Annotated in this window: 16 protein-coding genes and 2 pseudogenes; 13 read left to right on the top strand and 5 right to left on the bottom strand. The window is 70.1% G+C overall.

Annotation, left to right across the window (positions count from 1 at the left end; translation table 11 throughout):
* The first annotated feature begins 2 nt into the window (after positions 1 to 2).
* The 10 genes from pdxT to O3W51_RS14630 all read left to right on the top strand — a co-directional run bounded on the left by pdxT (position 3) and on the right by O3W51_RS14630 (position 10,619).
* On the top strand, positions 3 to 599 hold the full coding sequence (gene pdxT, locus O3W51_RS14675; RefSeq protein WP_269286091.1) for a pyridoxal 5'-phosphate synthase glutaminase subunit PdxT: 597 nt from the start codon (positions 3 to 5) through the stop codon (positions 597 to 599).
* A 60-nt stretch (positions 600 to 659) separates the two neighbouring features.
* Positions 660 to 1,412, top strand: coding sequence for a YebC/PmpR family DNA-binding transcriptional regulator (locus tag O3W51_RS14670; RefSeq protein ID WP_138352640.1), 753 nt, complete (start codon positions 660 to 662; stop codon positions 1,410 to 1,412).
* A 126-nt stretch (positions 1,413 to 1,538) separates the two neighbouring features.
* Complete coding sequence (gene ruvC, locus O3W51_RS14665) at positions 1,539 to 2,078, top strand: crossover junction endodeoxyribonuclease RuvC (RefSeq protein ID WP_138352639.1); 540 nt, start codon at positions 1,539 to 1,541, stop codon at positions 2,076 to 2,078.
* Positions 2,075 to 2,698, top strand: coding sequence for a Holliday junction branch migration protein RuvA (gene ruvA, locus O3W51_RS14660; RefSeq protein ID WP_138352638.1), 624 nt, complete (start codon positions 2,075 to 2,077; stop codon positions 2,696 to 2,698). Before ruvC ends, ruvA begins: the two co-directional genes overlap by 4 nt.
* A 107-nt stretch (positions 2,699 to 2,805) precedes the next feature.
* Positions 2,806 to 3,882: a Holliday junction branch migration DNA helicase RuvB gene (ruvB, locus tag O3W51_RS14655; protein WP_138352637.1), complete on the top strand. Its 1,077-nt coding sequence runs from the start codon at positions 2,806 to 2,808 to the stop codon at positions 3,880 to 3,882.
* A gap of 160 nt (positions 3,883 to 4,042) precedes the next feature.
* Positions 4,043 to 4,477, top strand: a complete 435-nt coding sequence (yajC, locus tag O3W51_RS14650) for a preprotein translocase subunit YajC (RefSeq protein ID WP_138352636.1) — start codon at positions 4,043 to 4,045, stop codon at positions 4,475 to 4,477.
* 90 nt (positions 4,478 to 4,567) lie between these two features.
* On the top strand, positions 4,568 to 6,346 hold the full coding sequence (gene secD, locus O3W51_RS14645; RefSeq protein ID WP_138352635.1) for a protein translocase subunit SecD: 1,779 nt from the start codon (positions 4,568 to 4,570) through the stop codon (positions 6,344 to 6,346).
* On the top strand, positions 6,346 to 7,506 hold the full coding sequence (gene secF / locus O3W51_RS14640) for a protein translocase subunit SecF (RefSeq protein WP_138352634.1): 1,161 nt from the start codon (positions 6,346 to 6,348) through the stop codon (positions 7,504 to 7,506). The genes secD and secF overlap by 1 nt, the downstream gene beginning before the upstream one ends.
* Entirely contained in the window at positions 7,503 to 8,063 is a 561-nt protein-coding gene (locus O3W51_RS14635) for an adenine phosphoribosyltransferase (RefSeq protein ID WP_269286083.1), read from the top strand. Before secF ends, O3W51_RS14635 begins: the two co-directional genes overlap by 4 nt.
* Before the next feature lie 126 nt (positions 8,064 to 8,189).
* Positions 8,190 to 10,619 (top strand): RelA/SpoT family protein, encoded by a 2,430-nt coding sequence (locus tag O3W51_RS14630; protein WP_138352632.1) that lies wholly within the window; start codon positions 8,190 to 8,192, stop codon positions 10,617 to 10,619.
* Positions 10,620 to 10,697: 78 nt separating this feature from the next.
* On the opposite strand, the gene O3W51_RS14625 is transcribed toward O3W51_RS14630, so the two are convergent.
* Both O3W51_RS14625 and O3W51_RS14620 read right to left on the bottom strand, forming a co-directional pair.
* Positions 10,698 to 11,927, bottom strand: a complete 1,230-nt coding sequence (locus O3W51_RS14625; RefSeq protein WP_138352631.1) for a DUF349 domain-containing protein — start codon at positions 11,925 to 11,927, stop codon at positions 10,698 to 10,700.
* A gap of 173 nt (positions 11,928 to 12,100) precedes the next feature.
* A complete protein-coding gene (locus O3W51_RS14620; RefSeq protein WP_138352630.1) occupies positions 12,101 to 12,925 on the bottom strand; it encodes a peptidylprolyl isomerase in 825 nt (274 codons plus the stop codon).
* A gap of 218 nt (positions 12,926 to 13,143) precedes the next feature.
* Between O3W51_RS14620 and O3W51_RS14615 the strand changes: the two genes are divergently transcribed.
* Both O3W51_RS14615 and hisS read left to right on the top strand, forming a co-directional pair.
* Entirely contained in the window at positions 13,144 to 13,854 is a 711-nt protein-coding gene (locus O3W51_RS14615) for an MBL fold metallo-hydrolase (RefSeq protein WP_138352629.1), read from the top strand.
* Positions 13,855 to 13,865: 11 nt separating this feature from the next.
* Positions 13,866 to 15,128, top strand: a complete 1,263-nt coding sequence (gene hisS, locus O3W51_RS14610) for a histidine--tRNA ligase (RefSeq protein ID WP_269286080.1) — start codon at positions 13,866 to 13,868, stop codon at positions 15,126 to 15,128.
* 108 nt (positions 15,129 to 15,236) lie between these two features.
* Here the strand turns inward: hisS and O3W51_RS14605 are convergent.
* A pseudogene (locus tag O3W51_RS14605) lies at positions 15,237 to 15,614 on the bottom strand (ATP-binding cassette domain-containing protein); the annotation flags it as partial.
* Positions 15,615 to 15,768: 154 nt separating this feature from the next.
* Here O3W51_RS14605 and O3W51_RS14600 point away from each other — a divergent pair.
* On the top strand, positions 15,769 to 16,407 hold the full coding sequence (locus O3W51_RS14600; protein ID WP_269286078.1) for a vitamin K epoxide reductase family protein: 639 nt from the start codon (positions 15,769 to 15,771) through the stop codon (positions 16,405 to 16,407).
* Between the two features lie 57 nt (positions 16,408 to 16,464).
* Here O3W51_RS14600 and O3W51_RS14595 read toward each other — a convergent pair whose 3' ends face one another.
* Together O3W51_RS14595 and O3W51_RS14590 are read right to left on the bottom strand one after the other, a co-directional pair.
* On the bottom strand, positions 16,465 to 17,256 hold the full coding sequence (locus tag O3W51_RS14595; protein ID WP_138352626.1) for a 3-oxoacyl-ACP reductase: 792 nt from the start codon (positions 17,254 to 17,256) through the stop codon (positions 16,465 to 16,467).
* Positions 17,257 to 17,262: 6 nt separating this feature from the next.
* Positions 17,263 to 17,626 (bottom strand): annotated as a pseudogene (locus O3W51_RS14590) (aldehyde dehydrogenase family protein); the annotation flags it as partial.

Raw genomic sequence — 17,626 nt, 5'->3', positions numbered from 1 at the left:
CCGTGAGCGCCATACCCACCATCGGCGTACTGGCCCTGCAGGGCGATGTACGCGAACACCTCGCGGCGCTCACCGCCGCCGGCGCACAGGCCGTGCCTGTGCGCCGGCCGGCCGAGCTCGCCGGGATCGACGGCCTGGTCATCCCCGGCGGCGAGTCCACCACGATGTCCAAGCTGGCGGTCATCTTCGGCATGCTGGAGCCGCTGCGCGAGCGGGTCGCGGCCGGCATGCCGGCCTACGGATCCTGCGCGGGCATGATCATGCTCGCCGACAAGATCCTGGACGGCCGGGACGACCAGGAGACCATCGGCGGCATCGACATGATCGTGCGCCGCAACGCCTTCGGGCGGCAGAACGAGTCCTTCGAAGCGGCCGTGGAGATCACCGGTATCGGCGGCGGCCCGGTCGAGGGCGTCTTCATCCGCGCCCCGTGGGTCGAGTCGACCGGCGAGCGGACCGAGGTACTGGCCCGGCTCGAGGACGGCACCGTGGTCGCCGTACGCTCCGGAAACCTGCTGGCCACCTCGTTCCACCCCGAGCTGACCGGCGACCACCGGGTTCACGAGCTCTTCGTCGACATGGTGCGCATCGCGGGCTAGCCCGACCCCGGTAGGATCTCTTCTGTTCATTTCTACTGGCGACGTTGTAAGGAGCTGGCGATGTCCGGCCACTCTAAATGGGCTACCACCAAGCACAAGAAGGCCGTGGTTGACGCCAAGCGCGGCAAGCTGTTCGCCAAGATGATCAAGAACATCGAGGTGGCGGCGCGCATGGGTGGCGGTGACGTCTCCGGTAACCCGACCCTTTACGACGCCATCCAGAAGGCGAAGAAGAGCTCGGTCCCGAACAAGAACATCGACAGCGCGGTCAAGCGCGGTGCCGGTCTGGAAGCCGGCGGCGCCGACTACCAGACGATCATGTACGAGGGCTACGGGCCGAACGGTGTCGCGGTGCTCATCGAGTGCCTCACCGACAACCGCAACCGCGCGGCCTCCGACGTCCGGGTCGCGATGACCCGCAACGGCGGCGCCATGGCGGACCCGGGCTCGGTCTCGTACCTGTTCAACCGCAAGGGCGTCGTCATCGTCCCCAAGGGTGAACTCTCCGAGGACGACGTGCTGGGCGCCGTGCTGGACGCCGGGGCCGAAGAGGTCAACGACCTCGGCGAGTCCTTCGAGGTCATCAGCGAGGCCACCGACATGGTCGCGGTCCGTACCGCGCTCCAGGACGCGGGCATCGACTACGACTCGGCCGACGCCAACTTCGTCCCCACCATGCAGGTGGAGCTCGACGAGGACGGCGCCCGCAAGATCTTCAAGCTGATCGACGCGCTGGAGGACAGCGACGACGTGCAGAACGTCTTCGCCAACTTCGACGTGAGCGACGAGGTCATGGAGCAGGTCGACGCCTGATTCCGCGTTGTCAGCACCACGGGCCGGCGGGACACATCCCGCCGGCCCGTCGGCGTTGGCGGCGTTGTCGGTGGGAACGGCTAACCTGCAGGAACAGTTGACCGACAGGGCTTGAGGGGTGACGGGGTGCGGGTACTCGGCGTGGACCCGGGACTGACCAGGCTCGGCATCGGAGTCGTGGACGGCGTCCCCGGGCGCCCGTTGACGATGCTGGGCGTAGGCGTGGTGCGCACCCCGGCCGACGCGGATATCGGGCACCGACTCGTCCTCATCGAGCGCGGCATCGAGGCGTGGTTGGACGAGTACCGGCCGGAAGTCGTCGCCGTGGAGCGGGTGTTCAGCCAGCACAACGTCAGCACGGTCATGGGCACCGCCCAGGCCAGCGCCGTCGCGATGCTCTGCGCCAGCCGGCGCGGACTCCCCGTCCATCTGCACACCCCCAGCGAGGTCAAGGCCGCCGTCACCGGCAGCGGACGGGCGGACAAGGCCCAGGTCGGCGCCATGGTGACGCGGCTGCTGCGCCTGGACGCCCCGCCCAAGCCGGCCGACGCCGCGGACGCGCTGGCGCTGGCCATCTGCCACCTCTGGCGCGGTACCGCCACCAACCGTCTCCAACAGGCCATCGCCGCCCACCGGCCGGCACGAATCCAGGAGCCCCGAGCATGATCGCCTTCGTCAGCGGCCCGGTCGCCGCACTCGCCCCGGACGCCGCGGTCATCGAGGTGGGCGGCATCGGCATGTCCGTCCTGTGCACCCCGGGCACCCTCGCCACCCTCAGGACCGGGCAGCCGGCCAGACTCTCGACGTCGTTGATCGTCCGCGAGGACTCGCTCACCCTGTACGGCTTCGCGGACGACGACGAGCGGCTGGTCTTCGAGCTGCTGCAGACCGTCAGCGGCGTCGGCCCGCGCCTCGCGCAGACAATGCTCGCCGTGCACTCCCCGGACGCCCTGCGGATCGCGGTGGCCACCGGGGACGAGAAAGCGCTCACCGCCGTCCCCGGCGTGGGCAAGAAGGGCGCCCAGCGGCTCCTGCTGGAACTGAAGGACCGGCTCGGCGAGCCCGTCGGCCCCGGGGCGAACCGCGGGATCGGCAGCCCCGTCAGCGCTTCCTGGCGCGACCAGCTGCACGCGGCGCTCATCGGGCTCGGCTACGCCACCCGCGAGGCCGACGAAGCGGTCTCAGCGGTCGCGCCGCAGGCAGAGGCGGAGCTGGCCGGGGGCGGAGCGCCCAATGTGTCCGCACTGCTGCGAGCGGCCCTCCAGACCCTGAACCGCACCCGCTGAGGGCATGCCGCCGCACGGACACGATCCCCGCACCGACTGCCTGACGCCGCTACGACCCGACGAGCCCCGCACCCACGAGCCCCGCACCGACGACCCGAAAGTCCGACATGAACTGGGACGAGCCCGCACCCCCGACCGCCGGCGAGCTGCCGGACCGGCTGGTCGGCTCCGATGCCGACGGTGAGGACCAGGCCGTCGAGGCCGCGCTGCGGCCGAAGGACCTCGGTGAGTTCGTCGGGCAGGAACGGGTGCGGCAGCAGCTGGACCTGGTGCTCAAGGCCGCCAAGAAGCGCGGCGGCACCGCCGACCACGTGCTGCTCTCCGGAGCGCCCGGCCTCGGCAAGACCACCCTGTCGATGATCATCGCCGCCGAGATGGGCGCCCCGATCCGCATCACCTCGGGCCCGGCCATCCAGCACGCGGGCGACCTCGCCGCGATCCTCTCCTCCCTCCAGGAGGGCGAGGTGCTGTTCCTGGACGAGATCCACCGCATGTCCCGGCCCGCCGAGGAGATGCTCTACATGGCGATGGAGGACTTCCGGGTCGACGTGATCGTCGGCAAGGGTCCCGGCGCCACCGCCATCCCGCTGGAGCTGCCGCCCTTCACCCTGGTCGGCGCCACCACCCGGGCCGGCCTGCTGCCGCCCCCGCTGCGGGACCGCTTCGGCTTCACCGGCCACATGGAGTTCTACGCCCCCGCCGAGCTGGAACGCGTCATCCACCGCTCGGCCCGGCTGCTGGACGTCGAGATCGAGACGGACGGCGGTGCGGAGATCGCCGGCCGCTCCCGCGGCACGCCCCGTATCGCCAACCGGCTGCTGCGCCGGGTCCGGGACTACGCGCAGGTCAGAGCCGACGGCCGGATCACCCGCGAGATCGCCACGCAGGCCCTGGAGGTCTACGAGGTGGACGCCCGAGGCCTCGACCGGCTGGACCGGGCGGTGCTGCGCGCCCTGCTCCAGCTGTTCGGCGGCGGCCCGGTCGGTCTGTCGACACTGGCGGTCGCCGTCGGTGAGGAGCGCGAGACGGTCGAGGAGGTCGCCGAACCGTTCCTGGTCCGGGAGGGTCTGCTGGCGCGTACTCCCCGTGGCCGGGTGGCTACCCGGGCGGCCTGGACGCACCTCGGCCTGGTCCCGCCCCAGCAGCCCGGGGGCCCCGGCCAGGGTGGCCTGTTCGGACCGTGACGGCATGGGGACTCGCCCCCCAGGAACCCCAGTGCCATGCTGGGCGTTGTTTCACCGGCGAGGACTCGCTTAGACTCCGCCGACGCCCTTCCTCCGGAACGGCATACACCCCCGTAGATCAGGCCAGCCACCGCGGCCGTGCGAAGGAACGTTGTAAATCGTGAGTATCGGCTTGCTCCTCCCGTTCATCATCCTTATCGGTGCCATGTTCCTCATGACCCGGTCTGCCAAGAACAAGCAGCGGCAGGCGGCGACGATGCGGAACCAGATGGAACCGGGCTCCGGTGTCCGCACCATCGGCGGCATGTACGCCGTGGTGAAGGAAGTCAACGAGGACACCGTCCTCCTGGAGCTGGCCGACGGGGTGCACGCGCACTTCGCGAAGAACTCCATCGGCGCCGTCCTGGACCAGTCCGAGTACGACCGGATCGTGCACGGCATCGAGCCGGACGAGCTGGAGGACGGCTCCGAGGACACCGACGGGGACGCGGCCACCGATGAGGACGCCGTGACGGCCGAGGCCGCCGATGACGAGCGCATCGACCTGAGCAAGACGGAGGACGAGCCGAAGAAGGACGGCACCGACCCCAAGTAAGGGCGCGTCGGTCCGGACTCTCACATCACTTCGTGGCCACCCCACGGGCGCGCAGGCCCGGGGGCTGGTTGGACAGGGAGATACAAGAAGGTGGCAGCACCCAAGAAGGGCCGCAGGTCCTCGGGGAGTCAGGGGTACCCCGGGCGCGCCCTGGCCGCGATCCTGATCGCGCTCGTGGCGTTGACGGGGACGATGTTCCTCTCGCACAACACCAAGCCGCGACTGGGCATCGACCTCGCAGGCGGTGTCAGCATCACGTTGACCGCCAAGAGCGATCAGGCCGGCGCGGTCAACAAGACCAACATGAACACCGCTGTGAGCATCATCAACCAGCGTGTGAACGGTCTTGGTGTCTCCGAGGCGGAGGTGCAGACCCAGGGCGACAATCACATCATTGTCAACATCCCCAAGGGCACCGACCCCAAGCAGGCGCAGGAGCAGGTCGGCACGACCGCCCAGCTGTACTTCCGGCAGGTGCTCGCCGAGCAGGCGAACCCCCCGGCGGCCAAGACGCCGCCGGCGACGCCCACCCCGTCCGTGACCCCTTCGGCGACTCCGTCGGGCAAGCCCGGTACCAAGCCGACCGGTACGGCCACGCCGAAGAGCACGCCCTCGACGAAGGCCACTCCCTCGTCGAGCGCCACCACTCAGGGCCGCGCGGTCACCGACGGTCTGAAGGCCGACCCGGCCAAGGCGCCGACCCCGACGCCCACCCCGTCCGCGCCCCCGGCCGGCACGCTGGACAGCACGATTCCGGCCGATCTGCAGGCCAAGTTCACCGCCCTTGACTGCAACGACCCGAAGCAGCGGCTGGCCGCGAACCAGGGTGTCAAGCCGGAGAACAAGGTCGTCGGCTGCGGCGAGCGTGGCGACGGCAAGGACAAGATCTGGTACAAGTACGCGCTCGGCCCGGCCGTCCTCGACGGCAAGGACGTCTCCAAGGCCAGTGCGAAGTTCGACACCACGTCCGGCAACGGCTGGGTCGTCGACCTCAGCTTCACCGGCGGTGGCGCCAAGAAGTTCACGAGGGTCACCACGCAGCTCGCCGCCCAGCAGCCCCCGCTGAACCAGTTCGCGATCGACCTCGACGGCAACGTCGTCTCGGCGCCCTCGGTTTCGCAGGCCCTGCCCGGCGGCAGCGCGACGATCTTCGGCAGCTTCACCCAGACGTCCGCGACGAACCTGTCGAACGTCCTGTCCTACGGTTCGCTGCCGCTGTCCTTCGACATCAGCGACGTGACCACGGTCTCCGCCGCACTCGGCGGCGAGCAGCTGCGCGGCGGCCTCATCGCGGGCGCCGTCGGCCTCGCGCTGGTCGTGCTCTACATGCTGGCGTACTACCGGGGCCTCGGCCTCGTCGCGATCGTCAGCCTTCTGGTGTCGGCGGCACTCACCTACACGCTGATGTCCCTGCTCGGCCCGGCCATCGGCTTCGCGCTGAACCTGCCGGCCGTCTGTGGAGCCATCGTCGCCATCGGTATCACCGCGGACTCGTTCATCGTCTTCTTCGAACGGATCCGTGACGAGCTGCGCGAGGGCCGCTCGCTGCAGCCCGCCGTGGCCCGCGGCTGGCCGCGCGCCCGGCGCACCATCCTGGTGTCGGACTTCGTGTCCTTCCTGGCCGCCGCGGTGCTGTTCGCCGTCACGGTCGGCAAGGTCCAGGGCTTCGCGTTCACGCTGGGTCTGACCACCCTGCTCGACGTCGTGGTGGTGTTCCTCTTCACCAAGCCGTTGATGACGATCCTGGCCCGCAACAAGTTCTTCGCGGAGGGCCACAAGTGGTCCGGCCTCGACCCGAAGGGCCTGGGTGTCCAGGCCCCCATCCGCCGCGTCCGCCGCAGGACGAGCACCGAGACGAAGGAGGCCTGATGTCCAAGCTCGGTAATCTCGGACAGCTCGGACACCGGCTGCACCGTGGCGAGATCGCCTACGACTTCGTCGGCAAGCGCAACCTCTGGTACGGCGTCTCGATCCTGATCACGATCGTGGCCATCGCCGGCCTGGCGATCAACGGCCTCAAGCTCGGCATCGAGTTCTCCGGTGGCGCGGTCTTCACCACCGGCAAGACGCCGTACTCGGTCACCGACGTGCAGAACAAGATCGCCGGCCACACCGGCGGTCATGTCGCCACCGTGCAGAAGCTCGGCAACGGCGGCGTCCGGATCCAGGTCAGCGACATCTCCACCGAGGAGTCGAAGACCATTCAGGAGCAGGTCGCCACCGACCTCGGCGGCTCGACCAAGATCGACGCACAGATCGTCGGCCCCAGCTGGGGTGAGGAGATCTCGAAGAAGGCCTTCACCGGCCTGATCATCTTCATGATCCTGGTGGTGATCTATCTCGCCATCGCCTTCGAGTGGCGGATGGCCATCGCCGCCCTCGTCGCCCTGATCCACGACCTCACGATCACCGTCGGCGTCTACGCCCTCGTCGGTTTCGAGGTCACCCCGGGCACCGTGATCGGTCTGCTGACGATCCTCGGTTATTCCCTCTACGACACCGTCGTCGTCTTCGACGGTCTCAAGGAGACGACCCGCAGCATCACCAAGCAGACCCGCTACACGTACAGCGAGCTGGCCAACCGCAGCCTGAACCAGACCCTGGTGCGTTCCATCAACACCACGGTCGTCGCGCTGCTCCCCGTCGGTGCCCTGCTGTTCATCGGTGGCGGCATCCTCGGAGCCGGTGTCCTCAACGACATCGCGCTCGCGCTCTTCGTCGGCCTCACCGCCGGTGCGTACTCCTCGATCTTCATCGCGACCCCGCTGGTCGCGGACTTCAAGGAGCGCGACCCGGAGATCAAGGCCCTCAAGAAGCGTGTGCTGGCCAAGCGCAAGGCCGACGCCGCCAAGGGCGTGGACCCGGCCGACGAGGACCGGCGCGCCCGTGAGGACGTCGCCGCCGCCGAGGACGCCGAGGACGACGAGCCGGAGGACGGCGACCGTGCCGCCGCCGGCGGTGTGGTCGGCCAGCGTCCCCAGGCCGCCCGCAACCGTGGCAAGAACCGTCCTTCCGGGAAGCGGCGGTGACGGCGACCGCGGCCGGCGCCGAAGCGCTGCGCGAGCAGCTGCTCGGCCGGATCCGGGACGTGCCGGACTACCCGCAGCCGGGTGTGATGTTCAAGGACATCACCCCGCTGCTGGCCGACCCCGACGCGTTCAACGTCCTGGTGGACGCCCTGGCCGTGCTCTGCGCGCGCCATGGCGCCACCAAGGTCGCCGGACTGGAGGCGCGCGGGTTCATCCTCGCCGCCCCCGCGGCGGCCCGGGCCCACCTCGGCTTCGTGCCCGTGCGCAAGGCGGGCAAGCTGCCCGGCGCGACGCTGTCGCAGCGCTACGAGCTGGAGTACGGCAGCGCCGAGATAGAGGTGCAGCAGGACGCCCTCGCCCCCGGCGACCGGGTCCTGGTCATCGATGACGTGCTGGCCACCGGCGGCACCGCCGAGGCCTCGCTGGAGCTCATCCGGCGGACCGGCGCGGAGGTGGCCGGGGTCGCGGTCCTGCTGGAGCTCGGCTTCCTCAAGGGCCGCGAACGGCTCTCCACCGCCCTCGCGGGCGCCCCGCTGGACGCACTGATCATCGTCTGACACCACAGGCACAGCGCCCTGCGGCACCACAGCACCGCCCGGAGGCGGGCGCCCGGAACCCACCGGGCGCCCGCCTCCTGCCACAGATCGATACCATGGGTGCTCCCACCCGCGTGAGGAGTGCTCTTGCCAGACGAGGCCCAGCCGCTCGACGCCGAAGGCGGGGACGAAACCCCCGCCGGGAGCAACGGAGCCGCCCCCGAGCCGCCGACGCCTGCCGTCCGGCCCGTACGGACCCCCGCCAGCGCGACGCCGTCGCGCGCCGCAGGCTCCTCCAACCGCGTCCGCGCCCGCCTCGCCCGGCTCGGTGTGCAGCGGTCCAGCCCGTACAACCCGGTGCTGGAGCCGATGCTGCGGATCGTCCGGGGCAACGACCCGAAGGGCGACACCGCGCAGCTGCGCCAGATCGAGCGCGCCTACCAGGTCGCGGAGCGCTGGCACCGCGGAGTGAAGCGCAAGAGCGGCGACCCGTACATCACCCACCCGCTCGCGGTCACCACGATCCTCGCCGAGCTCGGCATGGACCCGGCCACACTGATGGCGGGACTGCTGCACGACACCGTCGAGGACACCGACTACAGCCTGGACGCGCTGCGCCGGGACTTCGGCGACCAGGTCGCGCTGCTCGTCGACGGCGTCACCAAGCTCGACAAGGTGAAGTTCGGCGAGGCCGCGCAGGCCGAGACGGTACGCAAGATGGTCGTGGCCATGGCCAAGGACCCGCGCGTCCTGGTCATCAAGCTCGCCGACCGCCTGCACAACATGCGCACCATGCGGTATCTCAAGCGGGAGAAGCAGGAGAAGAAGGCCCGCGAGACGCTGGAGATCTACGCCCCGCTGGCGCACCGGCTGGGCATGAACACCATCAAGTGGGAGCTGGAGGACCTCGCCTTCGCGATCCTCTACCCCAAGATGTACGACGAGATCGTGCGGCTGGTCGCCGAGCGCGCCCCCAAGCGCGACGAGTACCTCGCCGTCGTCACCGACCAGGTCCAGCAGGACCTGCGCGCGGCCCGGATCAAGGCGACCGTCACCGGCCGCCCGAAGCACTACTACAGCGTCTACCAGAAGATGATCGTGCGAGGCCGCGACTTCGCCGAGATCTACGACCTGGTGGGGATCCGCGTCCTCGTCGACACCGTCCGCGACAGCTATGCGGCGCTCGGGACCATCCACGCGCGCTGGAACCCGGTGCCCGGGCGGTTCAAGGACTACATCGCGATGCCCAAGTTCAACATGTACCAGTCGCTGCACACGACGGTCATCGGGCCCAGCGGAAAACCCGTCGAGCTGCAGATCCGCACCTTCGACATGCACCGCAGGGCCGAGTACGGCATCGCCGCGCACTGGAAGTACAAGCAGGACCCGGTCTCCGGCGCCTCGAAGGTGCGCACCGACACCCCGCGCAAGAGCGACGGCGACACCGTCAACGACATGGCGTGGCTGCGGCAGCTGCTGGACTGGCAGAAGGAGACCGAGGACCCGAGCGAGTTCCTGGAGTCGCTGCGCTTCGACCTCTCGCAGAACGAGGTCTTCGTCTTCACCCCCAAGGGCGACGTCATAGCGCTGCCGGCCGGCGCCACCCCGGTGGACTTCGCCTACGCGGTGCACACCGACGTCGGGCACCGGACCATAGGGGCCCGGGTCAACGGCCGCCTGGTGCCGCTGGAGTCGACGCTCGACAACGGCGACCTGGTGGAGGTCTTCACCTCCAAGGCCGCGAGCGCCGCCCCGTCGCGCGACTGGCTGGGCTTCGTGAAGTCCCCGCGCGCCCGGAACAAGATCCGCGCCTGGTTCTCCAAGGAGCGCCGCGAGGAGGCCGTCGAGCAGGGCAAGGACGCCATCGCGCGGGCGATGCGCAAGCAGAACCTGCCGATCCAGCGGGTCCTGACCGGCGACTCGCTCGTCACCCTCGCCCACGAGATGCGCTACCCGGACATCTCCGCGCTCTACGCGGCGATCGGCGAGGGGCACATCACCGCCCAGTCCGTCGTCCAGAAGCTGGTCGACGCGCTCGGCGGCGAGGAAGGTGCGACCGAGGAGATCGAGGAGGTCACCACCCCCTCGCGCAACCGCTCCAAGCGGCGGGCCAACGCCGACCCCGGCGTGGTCGTCAAGGGCGTCGACGACGTGTGGGTCAAGCTGTCCCGCTGTTGCACCCCGGTGCCCGGCGACCCGATCATCGGCTTCGTCACCCGGGGCAGCGGAGTCTCGGTGCACCGCACGGACTGCGTCAACATCGAGTCGCTGTCCCAGGAGCCCGAGCGGATCCTGGAGGTCGAGTGGGCGCCCACCCAGTCGTCCGTCTTCCTGGTCGCCATCCAGGTCGAGGCGCTGGACCGGTCGCGGCTGCTGTCGGACGTGACGCGGGTGCTGTCCGACCAGCACGTCAACATCCTGTCCGCCGCCGTGCAGACCTCCCGTGACCGGGTCGCGACCTCGCGTTTCACCTTCGAGATGGGCGACCCCAAGCACCTGGGGCACGTCCTGAAGGCCGTACGCGGCGTCGAGGGCGTCTACGACGTGTACCGCGTCACCTCGGGCCGTCAGCGCTGAGCCCGTACGCGAGCGGCCCCGGTACGGAAGATCCGTACCGGGGCAGCTTCGTCGCGCGGTGCGGGCCTCAGGGCCTGCTCAGCCGCCGAACTCCTCCAGGCCCTTCAGGGCCTGGTCCAGCAGGGCCTGCCGGCCCTCGAGCTCACGGGTGAGCTTGTCGGCCTTCGACGCGTTGCCCGCTGCCCGTGCCGCCTCGGCCTGGGTGCGCAGCTTGTCCACGGCTGCCTGGAGCTGACCCGTCAGACCCGCGGCGCGGGCCCGCGCCTCCGGGTTCGTCCGGCGCCACTCGTTCTCCTCCGAGTCCTGGATCGCGCGCTCGACCGCGTGCATCCGGGCCTCGATACGGGGCCGGGCGTCGCGCGGCACATGGCCGACGGCCTCCCAGCGCTCGTTGATCGCGCGGAACGCCGCACGGGCCGCCTTGAGATCCGTCACCGGAAGGATCTTCTCGGCCTCGATGGCGAGCTCCTCCTTGAGCGCGAGGTTCTCCCGCTCCTGGGAGTCGCGCTCGTTGAAGACCTCGGTGCGGGCCTGGAAGAACTGGTCCTGGGCGCCGCGGAAGCGGTTCCACAGGTCGTCCTCGGACTCGCGCTGCGCGCGGCCCGCGGCCTTCCACTCCGTCATCAGCTCGCGGTAGCGGGCGGCGGTCGGACCCCAGTCGGTGGAGTTCGACAGCGCCAGCGCCTCCGTGACCAGCTTCTCCTTGGCGCGGCGGGCCTCCTCGCGCTGGGAGTCCAGCGACGCGAAGTGCGCCTTGCGCCGCTTGGAGAAGACCGAACGGGCGTGGCTGAAACGGTGCCACAGCTCGTCGTCGGCCTTGCGGTCCAGGCGCGGCAGCGCCTTCCAGGTGTCCACCAGGGCGCGCAGCCGCTCGCCCGCGGTCCGCCACTGCTCGCTCTCGGCCAGCCCCTCGGCCTCCGCGACCAGCTCCTCCTTGGCCACCTTGGCCTCGTCGGTCGCCTTCGCCTTCGCGACCTTGCGCTCCTCGCGGCGCGATTCCACCAGCCCGACGAGTGCGTCCAGCCGTGTGGCGAGCGCCGCCAGGTCGCCCACCGCGTGCGCCTCGGTGACCGACGCCCGAAGGTGCTCGATCGCGGTCAGCGCGTCCTTGGGCGCGAGGTCGGTGGTCTTCACCCGCCGCTCGAGGAGGCCGATCTCGACGACAAGCCCCTCGTACTTGCGCTCGAAGTAGGCCAGTGCCTCATCCGGAGACCCCGCCTGCCACGAACCGACCTCCCGCTCCCCGTCGGCCGTACGCACGTACACGGTCCCCGTCTCATCGACGCGGCCCCATGGGTCGCTGCTCACAGCGCCTCCTCCACGTGATGCCCGGCCGCTTTCCGGCTCGCGGGCATCGTTCACAGTTTCCTCCGGCCGGGCTGCGCCCTGACCGGTCCAACGCCAACATAGGCGACCGGCGCCCCGGCTGTCCGCATCCAGCACACGCGAAATTTACCGCCGGGGCCCGGCTCATCAGGGGTTCACGACTGCTTCACGACCGCCTTGTTGATCACCACGGTCGCGTTCGGGGCGGTGTTCTGCTGGGCGTCGGGGGCCGCCGCGCCCGCCGCCGCGATCTTCTGCAGCACCTTCATGCCGTCGGCGCCGATGGTGCCGAAGGGCGTGTAGGACGCCGGCAGCGGGCTGTCCTTGTAGACCAGGAAGAACTGGCTGCCGCCGGTGTGCGGCTGCCCGGTGTTCGCCATCGCGATCGTGCCCGCCGGGTAGGTGCCCTTCGCGACGGCCGGGTCCTTGAGGTTCTCGTCCGGAATCGTGTAGCCGGGGCCGCCCTGGCCGGTACCGGTCGGGTCGCCGCACTGCAGGACGAAGATGTTGTCGGCGGTGAGCCGGTGGCACTTGGTGTGGTCGAAGAAGCCCTTGTCGGCGAGGAACTTGAACGAGTTCACGGTGGCCGGCGCCTTCGCCGCGTCCAGCGCCATCGCGATGTCACCGCAGGTGGTCTGGAGCGTGAAGGTGTACTTCGCGCTCTTGTCGATGTCCATCGCCGGCTCGGTCTTCCACTGCTGCTTCCCCGGGGTGCCCGCGCCCGGCTTGGCGCACGGGTCCGGCGCCTTGGAAGGCGTCGTGGCCGACGGACTGGCGGCCGCGTCGGTCTTCGACTTCTCCTTGCCGTCCAGGCTGCCCGTCGCGTACGCGGTGGCGCCGGCGGCCACCACGACGGCCACCACGGCGGCGATCACGCTGTTGCGCCGGCGGGCCTTGGACTGCTCCGCGGTCCTGCGCTGCTGCTGCCGCTCGAACTTCTCTCGGGCGAGCTGTCGCCGCCGCTGTTCCTTGGTGACCACTTCGCCGTCTCCCGGTCTTCTGCTTCAGTCTTCTCGAAAACGTCATCTCGAACGTGAATCCGCGTGCGGCAGATCTTCGCGCCCCACCCGGCCCGCAGTCCAGTACCCGCGCGCCACGCACAGGCGCACCTGCGGGACGATACGGGTTCGCCGCGGCCACTCCCGCGCCGGTAGGCTCGTGAGCTGCCGACACCTCCGCGGACGACAGAAGGACGAACGTGCTTATTGCCGGGTTCCCCGCCGGGGCCTGGGGGACCAATTGTTATGTGGTCGCCCCCGCCGCCGGTGAGGAGTGCGTGATCATCGACCCGGGTCACCAAGCGACCCAGGGCGTCGAGGACACGCTCGCCAAGCATCGCCTCAAGCCCGTCGCCGTCATCCTCACCCATGGCCACCTCGACCATGTGGCGTCCGTCGTGCCGGTCTGCGGGGCCCATGACGTCCCGGCCTGGATCCACCCCCGGGACCGCTACATGATGAGCGACCCGGAGAAGGCCCTGGGGCGCTCCATCGGGCAGCAGCTGCTGGGCGAGCTGACGATCGGGGAACCCGACGACGTCCGGGAGCTGACCGACGGCGCCGCCCTCGGGCTGGCCGGCCTGGAGTTCACCGTCTCGCACGCGCCGGGCCATACGAAGGGGTCGGTGACCTTCAGGCTTCCCGAGACCTCCGACGTGCCGTCGGTGTTCTTCTCGGGCGACCTGCTGTTCGCCGGCTCCGTCGGACGCTCCGACCTGCCCGGTGGCTCCGCGGACGAGCTGATGGAGTCGCTGGCGCGGGTGTGCCTGCCGCTCGACGACTCGACCGTGGTGCTGTCCGGCCACGGCCCCCAGACGACCATCGGCCGCGAGCGCGCCGCCAACCCCTACCTGGGGGAAGCGGCCCGCGGCTTCGGAGCCGGTTCACCGGCTCCGCGACGAGGATTGTGACAAGGCTTCCTGTGAGTACCTTCCAGGCCCCCAAGGGCACGTACGACCTGATCCCGCCGGACTCCGCGGCGTATCTCGCGGTGCGCGAGGCGATCTCCGCACCGCTCAAGCGGGCCGGCTACGGCTATATCGAGACCCCCGGGTTCGAGGCGGTCGAACTCTTCTCCCGCGGCGTCGGCGAGTCCACCGACATCGTCAGCAAGGAGATGTACACCCTCACCACCAAGGGCGGCACCACGCTCGCGCTGCGCCCCGAGGGCACCGCCTCCGTGCTGCGCGCCGCCCTGCAGAACAACCTGCACAAGCTCGGCAACCTGCCGGTCAAGCTCTGGTACTCGGGCTCGTACTACCGCTACGAGCGCCCGCAGGCCGGCCGGTACCGGCACTTCTCGCAGGTCGGCGCCGAGGCGATCGGCACCGAGGACCCGGTGCTGGACGCCGAGCTGATCATCCTGGCCGTCGACGCGTACAAGGCACTCGGCCTGAAGAACTTCCGGGTGCTGCTCAACTCGCTCGGCGACAAGGAGTGCCGTCCGGTCTACCGGGCCGCGCTCCAGCAGTTCCTGGCCGGTCTCGACCTGGACGAGGACACCGTGCGCCGGGCGGAGATCAACCCGCTGCGCGTTCTGGACGACAAGCGCGACGCGGTGCAGAAGCAGCTGACCGGTGCCCCCATGCTCCGTGACTACCTGTGCGAGGCGTGCAAGGAGTACCACGAGCAGGTGCGCGAGCTGCTGACGGCCGCGGGCGTGGCGTACGAGGACGACCCGAAGCTGGTGCGCGGCCTGGACTACTACACCCGCACCACCTTCGAGTTCGTGCACGGCGGTCTCGGCTCGCAGTCCGCCGTCGGCGGCGGCGGGCGGTACGACGGCCTGTCCGAGATGATCGGCGGCCCCGCGCTGCCGTCCGTCGGCTGGGCGCTGGGCGTGGACCGTACGGTGCTGGCGCTCAAGGCCGAGGGCGTCGAGCTCGAACTGCCCGCGACGACCGACGTGTTCGCCGTACCGCTCGGCGAGGAGGCGCGCCGCACGCTCTTCGGCACGGTCACCGAGCTGCGCCGGGCGGGTATCGCCACCGACTTCGCGTTCGGCGGCAAGGGCCTGAAGAACGCGATGAAGTCGGCGAACCGCGCCGACGCCCGCTTCGCGATCGTGGCCGGTGAGCGTGATCTGGCCGAGGGCGTGGTGCAGCTCAAGAACATGCGGAGCGGTGAGCAGACGGCGGTCGCCCTGGACGCGCTGGTCGCCACCCTCCAGGAGAAGCTGGCCTGACCCGCTGCTCCGACCTGCGGGGAAGGGCCCGGACAGCCGTCGCTGTCCGGGCCCTTCGCCCTGTGCGGGACGCGGGGTCAGATCAGCCCGTGCCGCATCGCGCTGGTGACCGGCCTTGTCCTCGGGACCGACCAGGGCGATGACCTCCGCCGGATCGCGCGGTCGCGGGTAGTACCGCGCGAAGTGCCGCACGCTCTCGCGGACGGTCAGCTCCGCCGGCGCCGACTCGTCCTGCCAGACGATGCCGACCCGTGAGCGCCAGGCGCGGCCGGCCAGGTCCGGGTCCTCGCCCAGCACGGTCACCTCGCCGCCGTCCCCCGACCGGTGCCCCTGCAGGATCTCGACCGTCGTGCTCTTGCCCGCCCCGTTGGGGCCCAGGATCCCGAACGCCTCGCCGCGTTCGATGTCGAGATCGACTCCGTCGACCGCGGTGACCTCGCCGTACCGCTTGTGGGGGCCCCGCACCCGCACCGCTTCGTTTCCCATGCCGGTAGGAATCCTCCCGGGCGGGCGCCGCGGGGGACGACCAGGAGGACACTCCCGTGTCCACCGTTCGATGGACCACCGGGCACCTGCGGGCCCTGCCACTGGTGCACAATGAAGGTCGCGCGGGATAACGACGGATCTACGGAACGGCGATATGACGACTTCGGCGCTCGACCAGACTCTCACCGACGGTGACCGCGAGACCGGGAACACCATCGGGACGGGACGTCCCTTCGCGTGGCTGCTGGTGATCTGCGGCGCGCTCGGCACGCTCGCGTCCTTCGTGATCACCTGGGACAAGTTCAAGCTCCTCGAAGACCCGAACTTCGTCCCGGGCTGCAGCCTGAACCCGATCATCTCCTGCGGCAACATCATGAAGAGCGAACAGGCCCACGCGTTCGGCTTCCCGAACCCGATGATCGGCCTGATCGCCTACCCGATCGTGGTTTGCGTCGGCGTCGGTGTGCTCGCGGGCGCCCGCTACCGGGGCTGGTTCTGGCTCGGCCTGCAGGCCGGCACCCTGTTCGGCGTCGGGTTCGTGACCTGGCTGCAGTACCAGTCGCTGTACAACATCAACTCCCTGTGCCTGTGGTGCTCCCTGGCCTGGGTCGTCACCATCGCGCTCTTCTGGTACACGGCCGTGCACAACATCAAGCACGGCATCATCAAGGTCCCGGCCGGGGTGCGTAGCGCGGTCCTGGAGTTCCACTGGGTCGTGCCGGTGCTCTGGTACGGCATCATCGCGATGCTGATCCTGACCCGCTGGTGGTCGTACTGGAAGACGCTCATCTGAGCCCGGGGGCCCGGTAGGCCCGCCGCACCCGTCCTCCGGGCGCGGCGGGGCCCGCGGCTACTGCGGGGTGACGTACGCCCCGCCGATGCCGCCGTCCACGAGGAACTCGCTCGCCGTCATGAAGCTGGAGTCGTCGCTGGCGAGGAACGCCACCGCGGCGGCGATCTCCGTCGGCTCGGCGAAGCGGCCCACCGGAATGTGCACGATCCGGCGGGCGGCGCGCTCCGGGTCCTTGGCGAACAGCTCCTGGAGCAGCGGGGTGTTGACCGGGCCGGGGCACAGCGCGTTGACCCGGATGCCCTCGCGGGCGAACTGCACGCCCAGCTCGCGGGTCATGGCCAGGACGCCACCCTTGGACGCCGTGTAGGAGATCTGCGAGGTGGCCGCGCCCATCTTGGCCACGAACGACGCGGTGTTGATGATCGAGCCCTTGCCCTGCCGCTGCATGTACGGCAGCACGGCCTTGCAGCACAGGTAGACGGAGGTCAGGTTGACCTCCTGGACCCGGCGCCAGGCGTCCAGGCCGGTGGTGAGGATCGAGTCGTCGTCGGGCGGCGAGATCCCGGCGTTGTTGAAGGCGATGTCGACCGATCCGTAGGTGTCGTACGCCGTCCTGAACAGCGCCTCGACCTGCTCGGGGTCGGTGACGTCGACCTTGACGAAGATCCCGCCGACCTCCTCGGCCGCGGCCTTGCCCGACCCCTCGTCGATATCGGCGACGACCACGTTCGCGCCCTCGGAGGCGAAGCGGCGTGCGGTGGCCAGCCCGATGCCGCTGCCGGCGCCGGTGATGACCGCGGTACGGCCGACGAGGCGGCGGCAGACTTCGGTGGTGGATGGCTCTGACATGCGCTGCTACTCCTCAGTGCTGATGAAGACGTTCTTGGTCTCGGTGAAGGCGGCGAGGGCGTCGGGGCCCAGTTCCCGGCCGAGGCCGGATTCCCCGAAGCCGCCGAACGGCGTCGCGTAGCGGACCGAACTGTGGCTGTTGACCGACAGGTTGCCCGCCGCGACCCCGCGCGACATCCGGAGGGCCCGGCCGAGGTCGCGGGTCCAGATCGAGCCGGACAGCCCGTAGCGGGTGGCGTTGGCGAGCCGCAGCGCGTCCGCCTCGTCCTCGAAGGGCAGGACGACGGCGACCGGCCCGAAGATCTCCTCGGTGGCGGGGTTGAGTACCTGGTGGTGCTCGGTCACGGGGCTGCTTCCTTACATCCGCTCG

Source organism: Streptomyces sp. H39-C1 (assembly GCF_027158125.1).
GTDB classification, from domain to species: Bacteria; Actinomycetota; Actinomycetes; order Streptomycetales; family Streptomycetaceae; genus Actinacidiphila; species Actinacidiphila fildesensis.
Note: the sequence above shows the minus strand (reverse complement) of the source record. Positions and strands in the feature narration are given on the sequence as shown.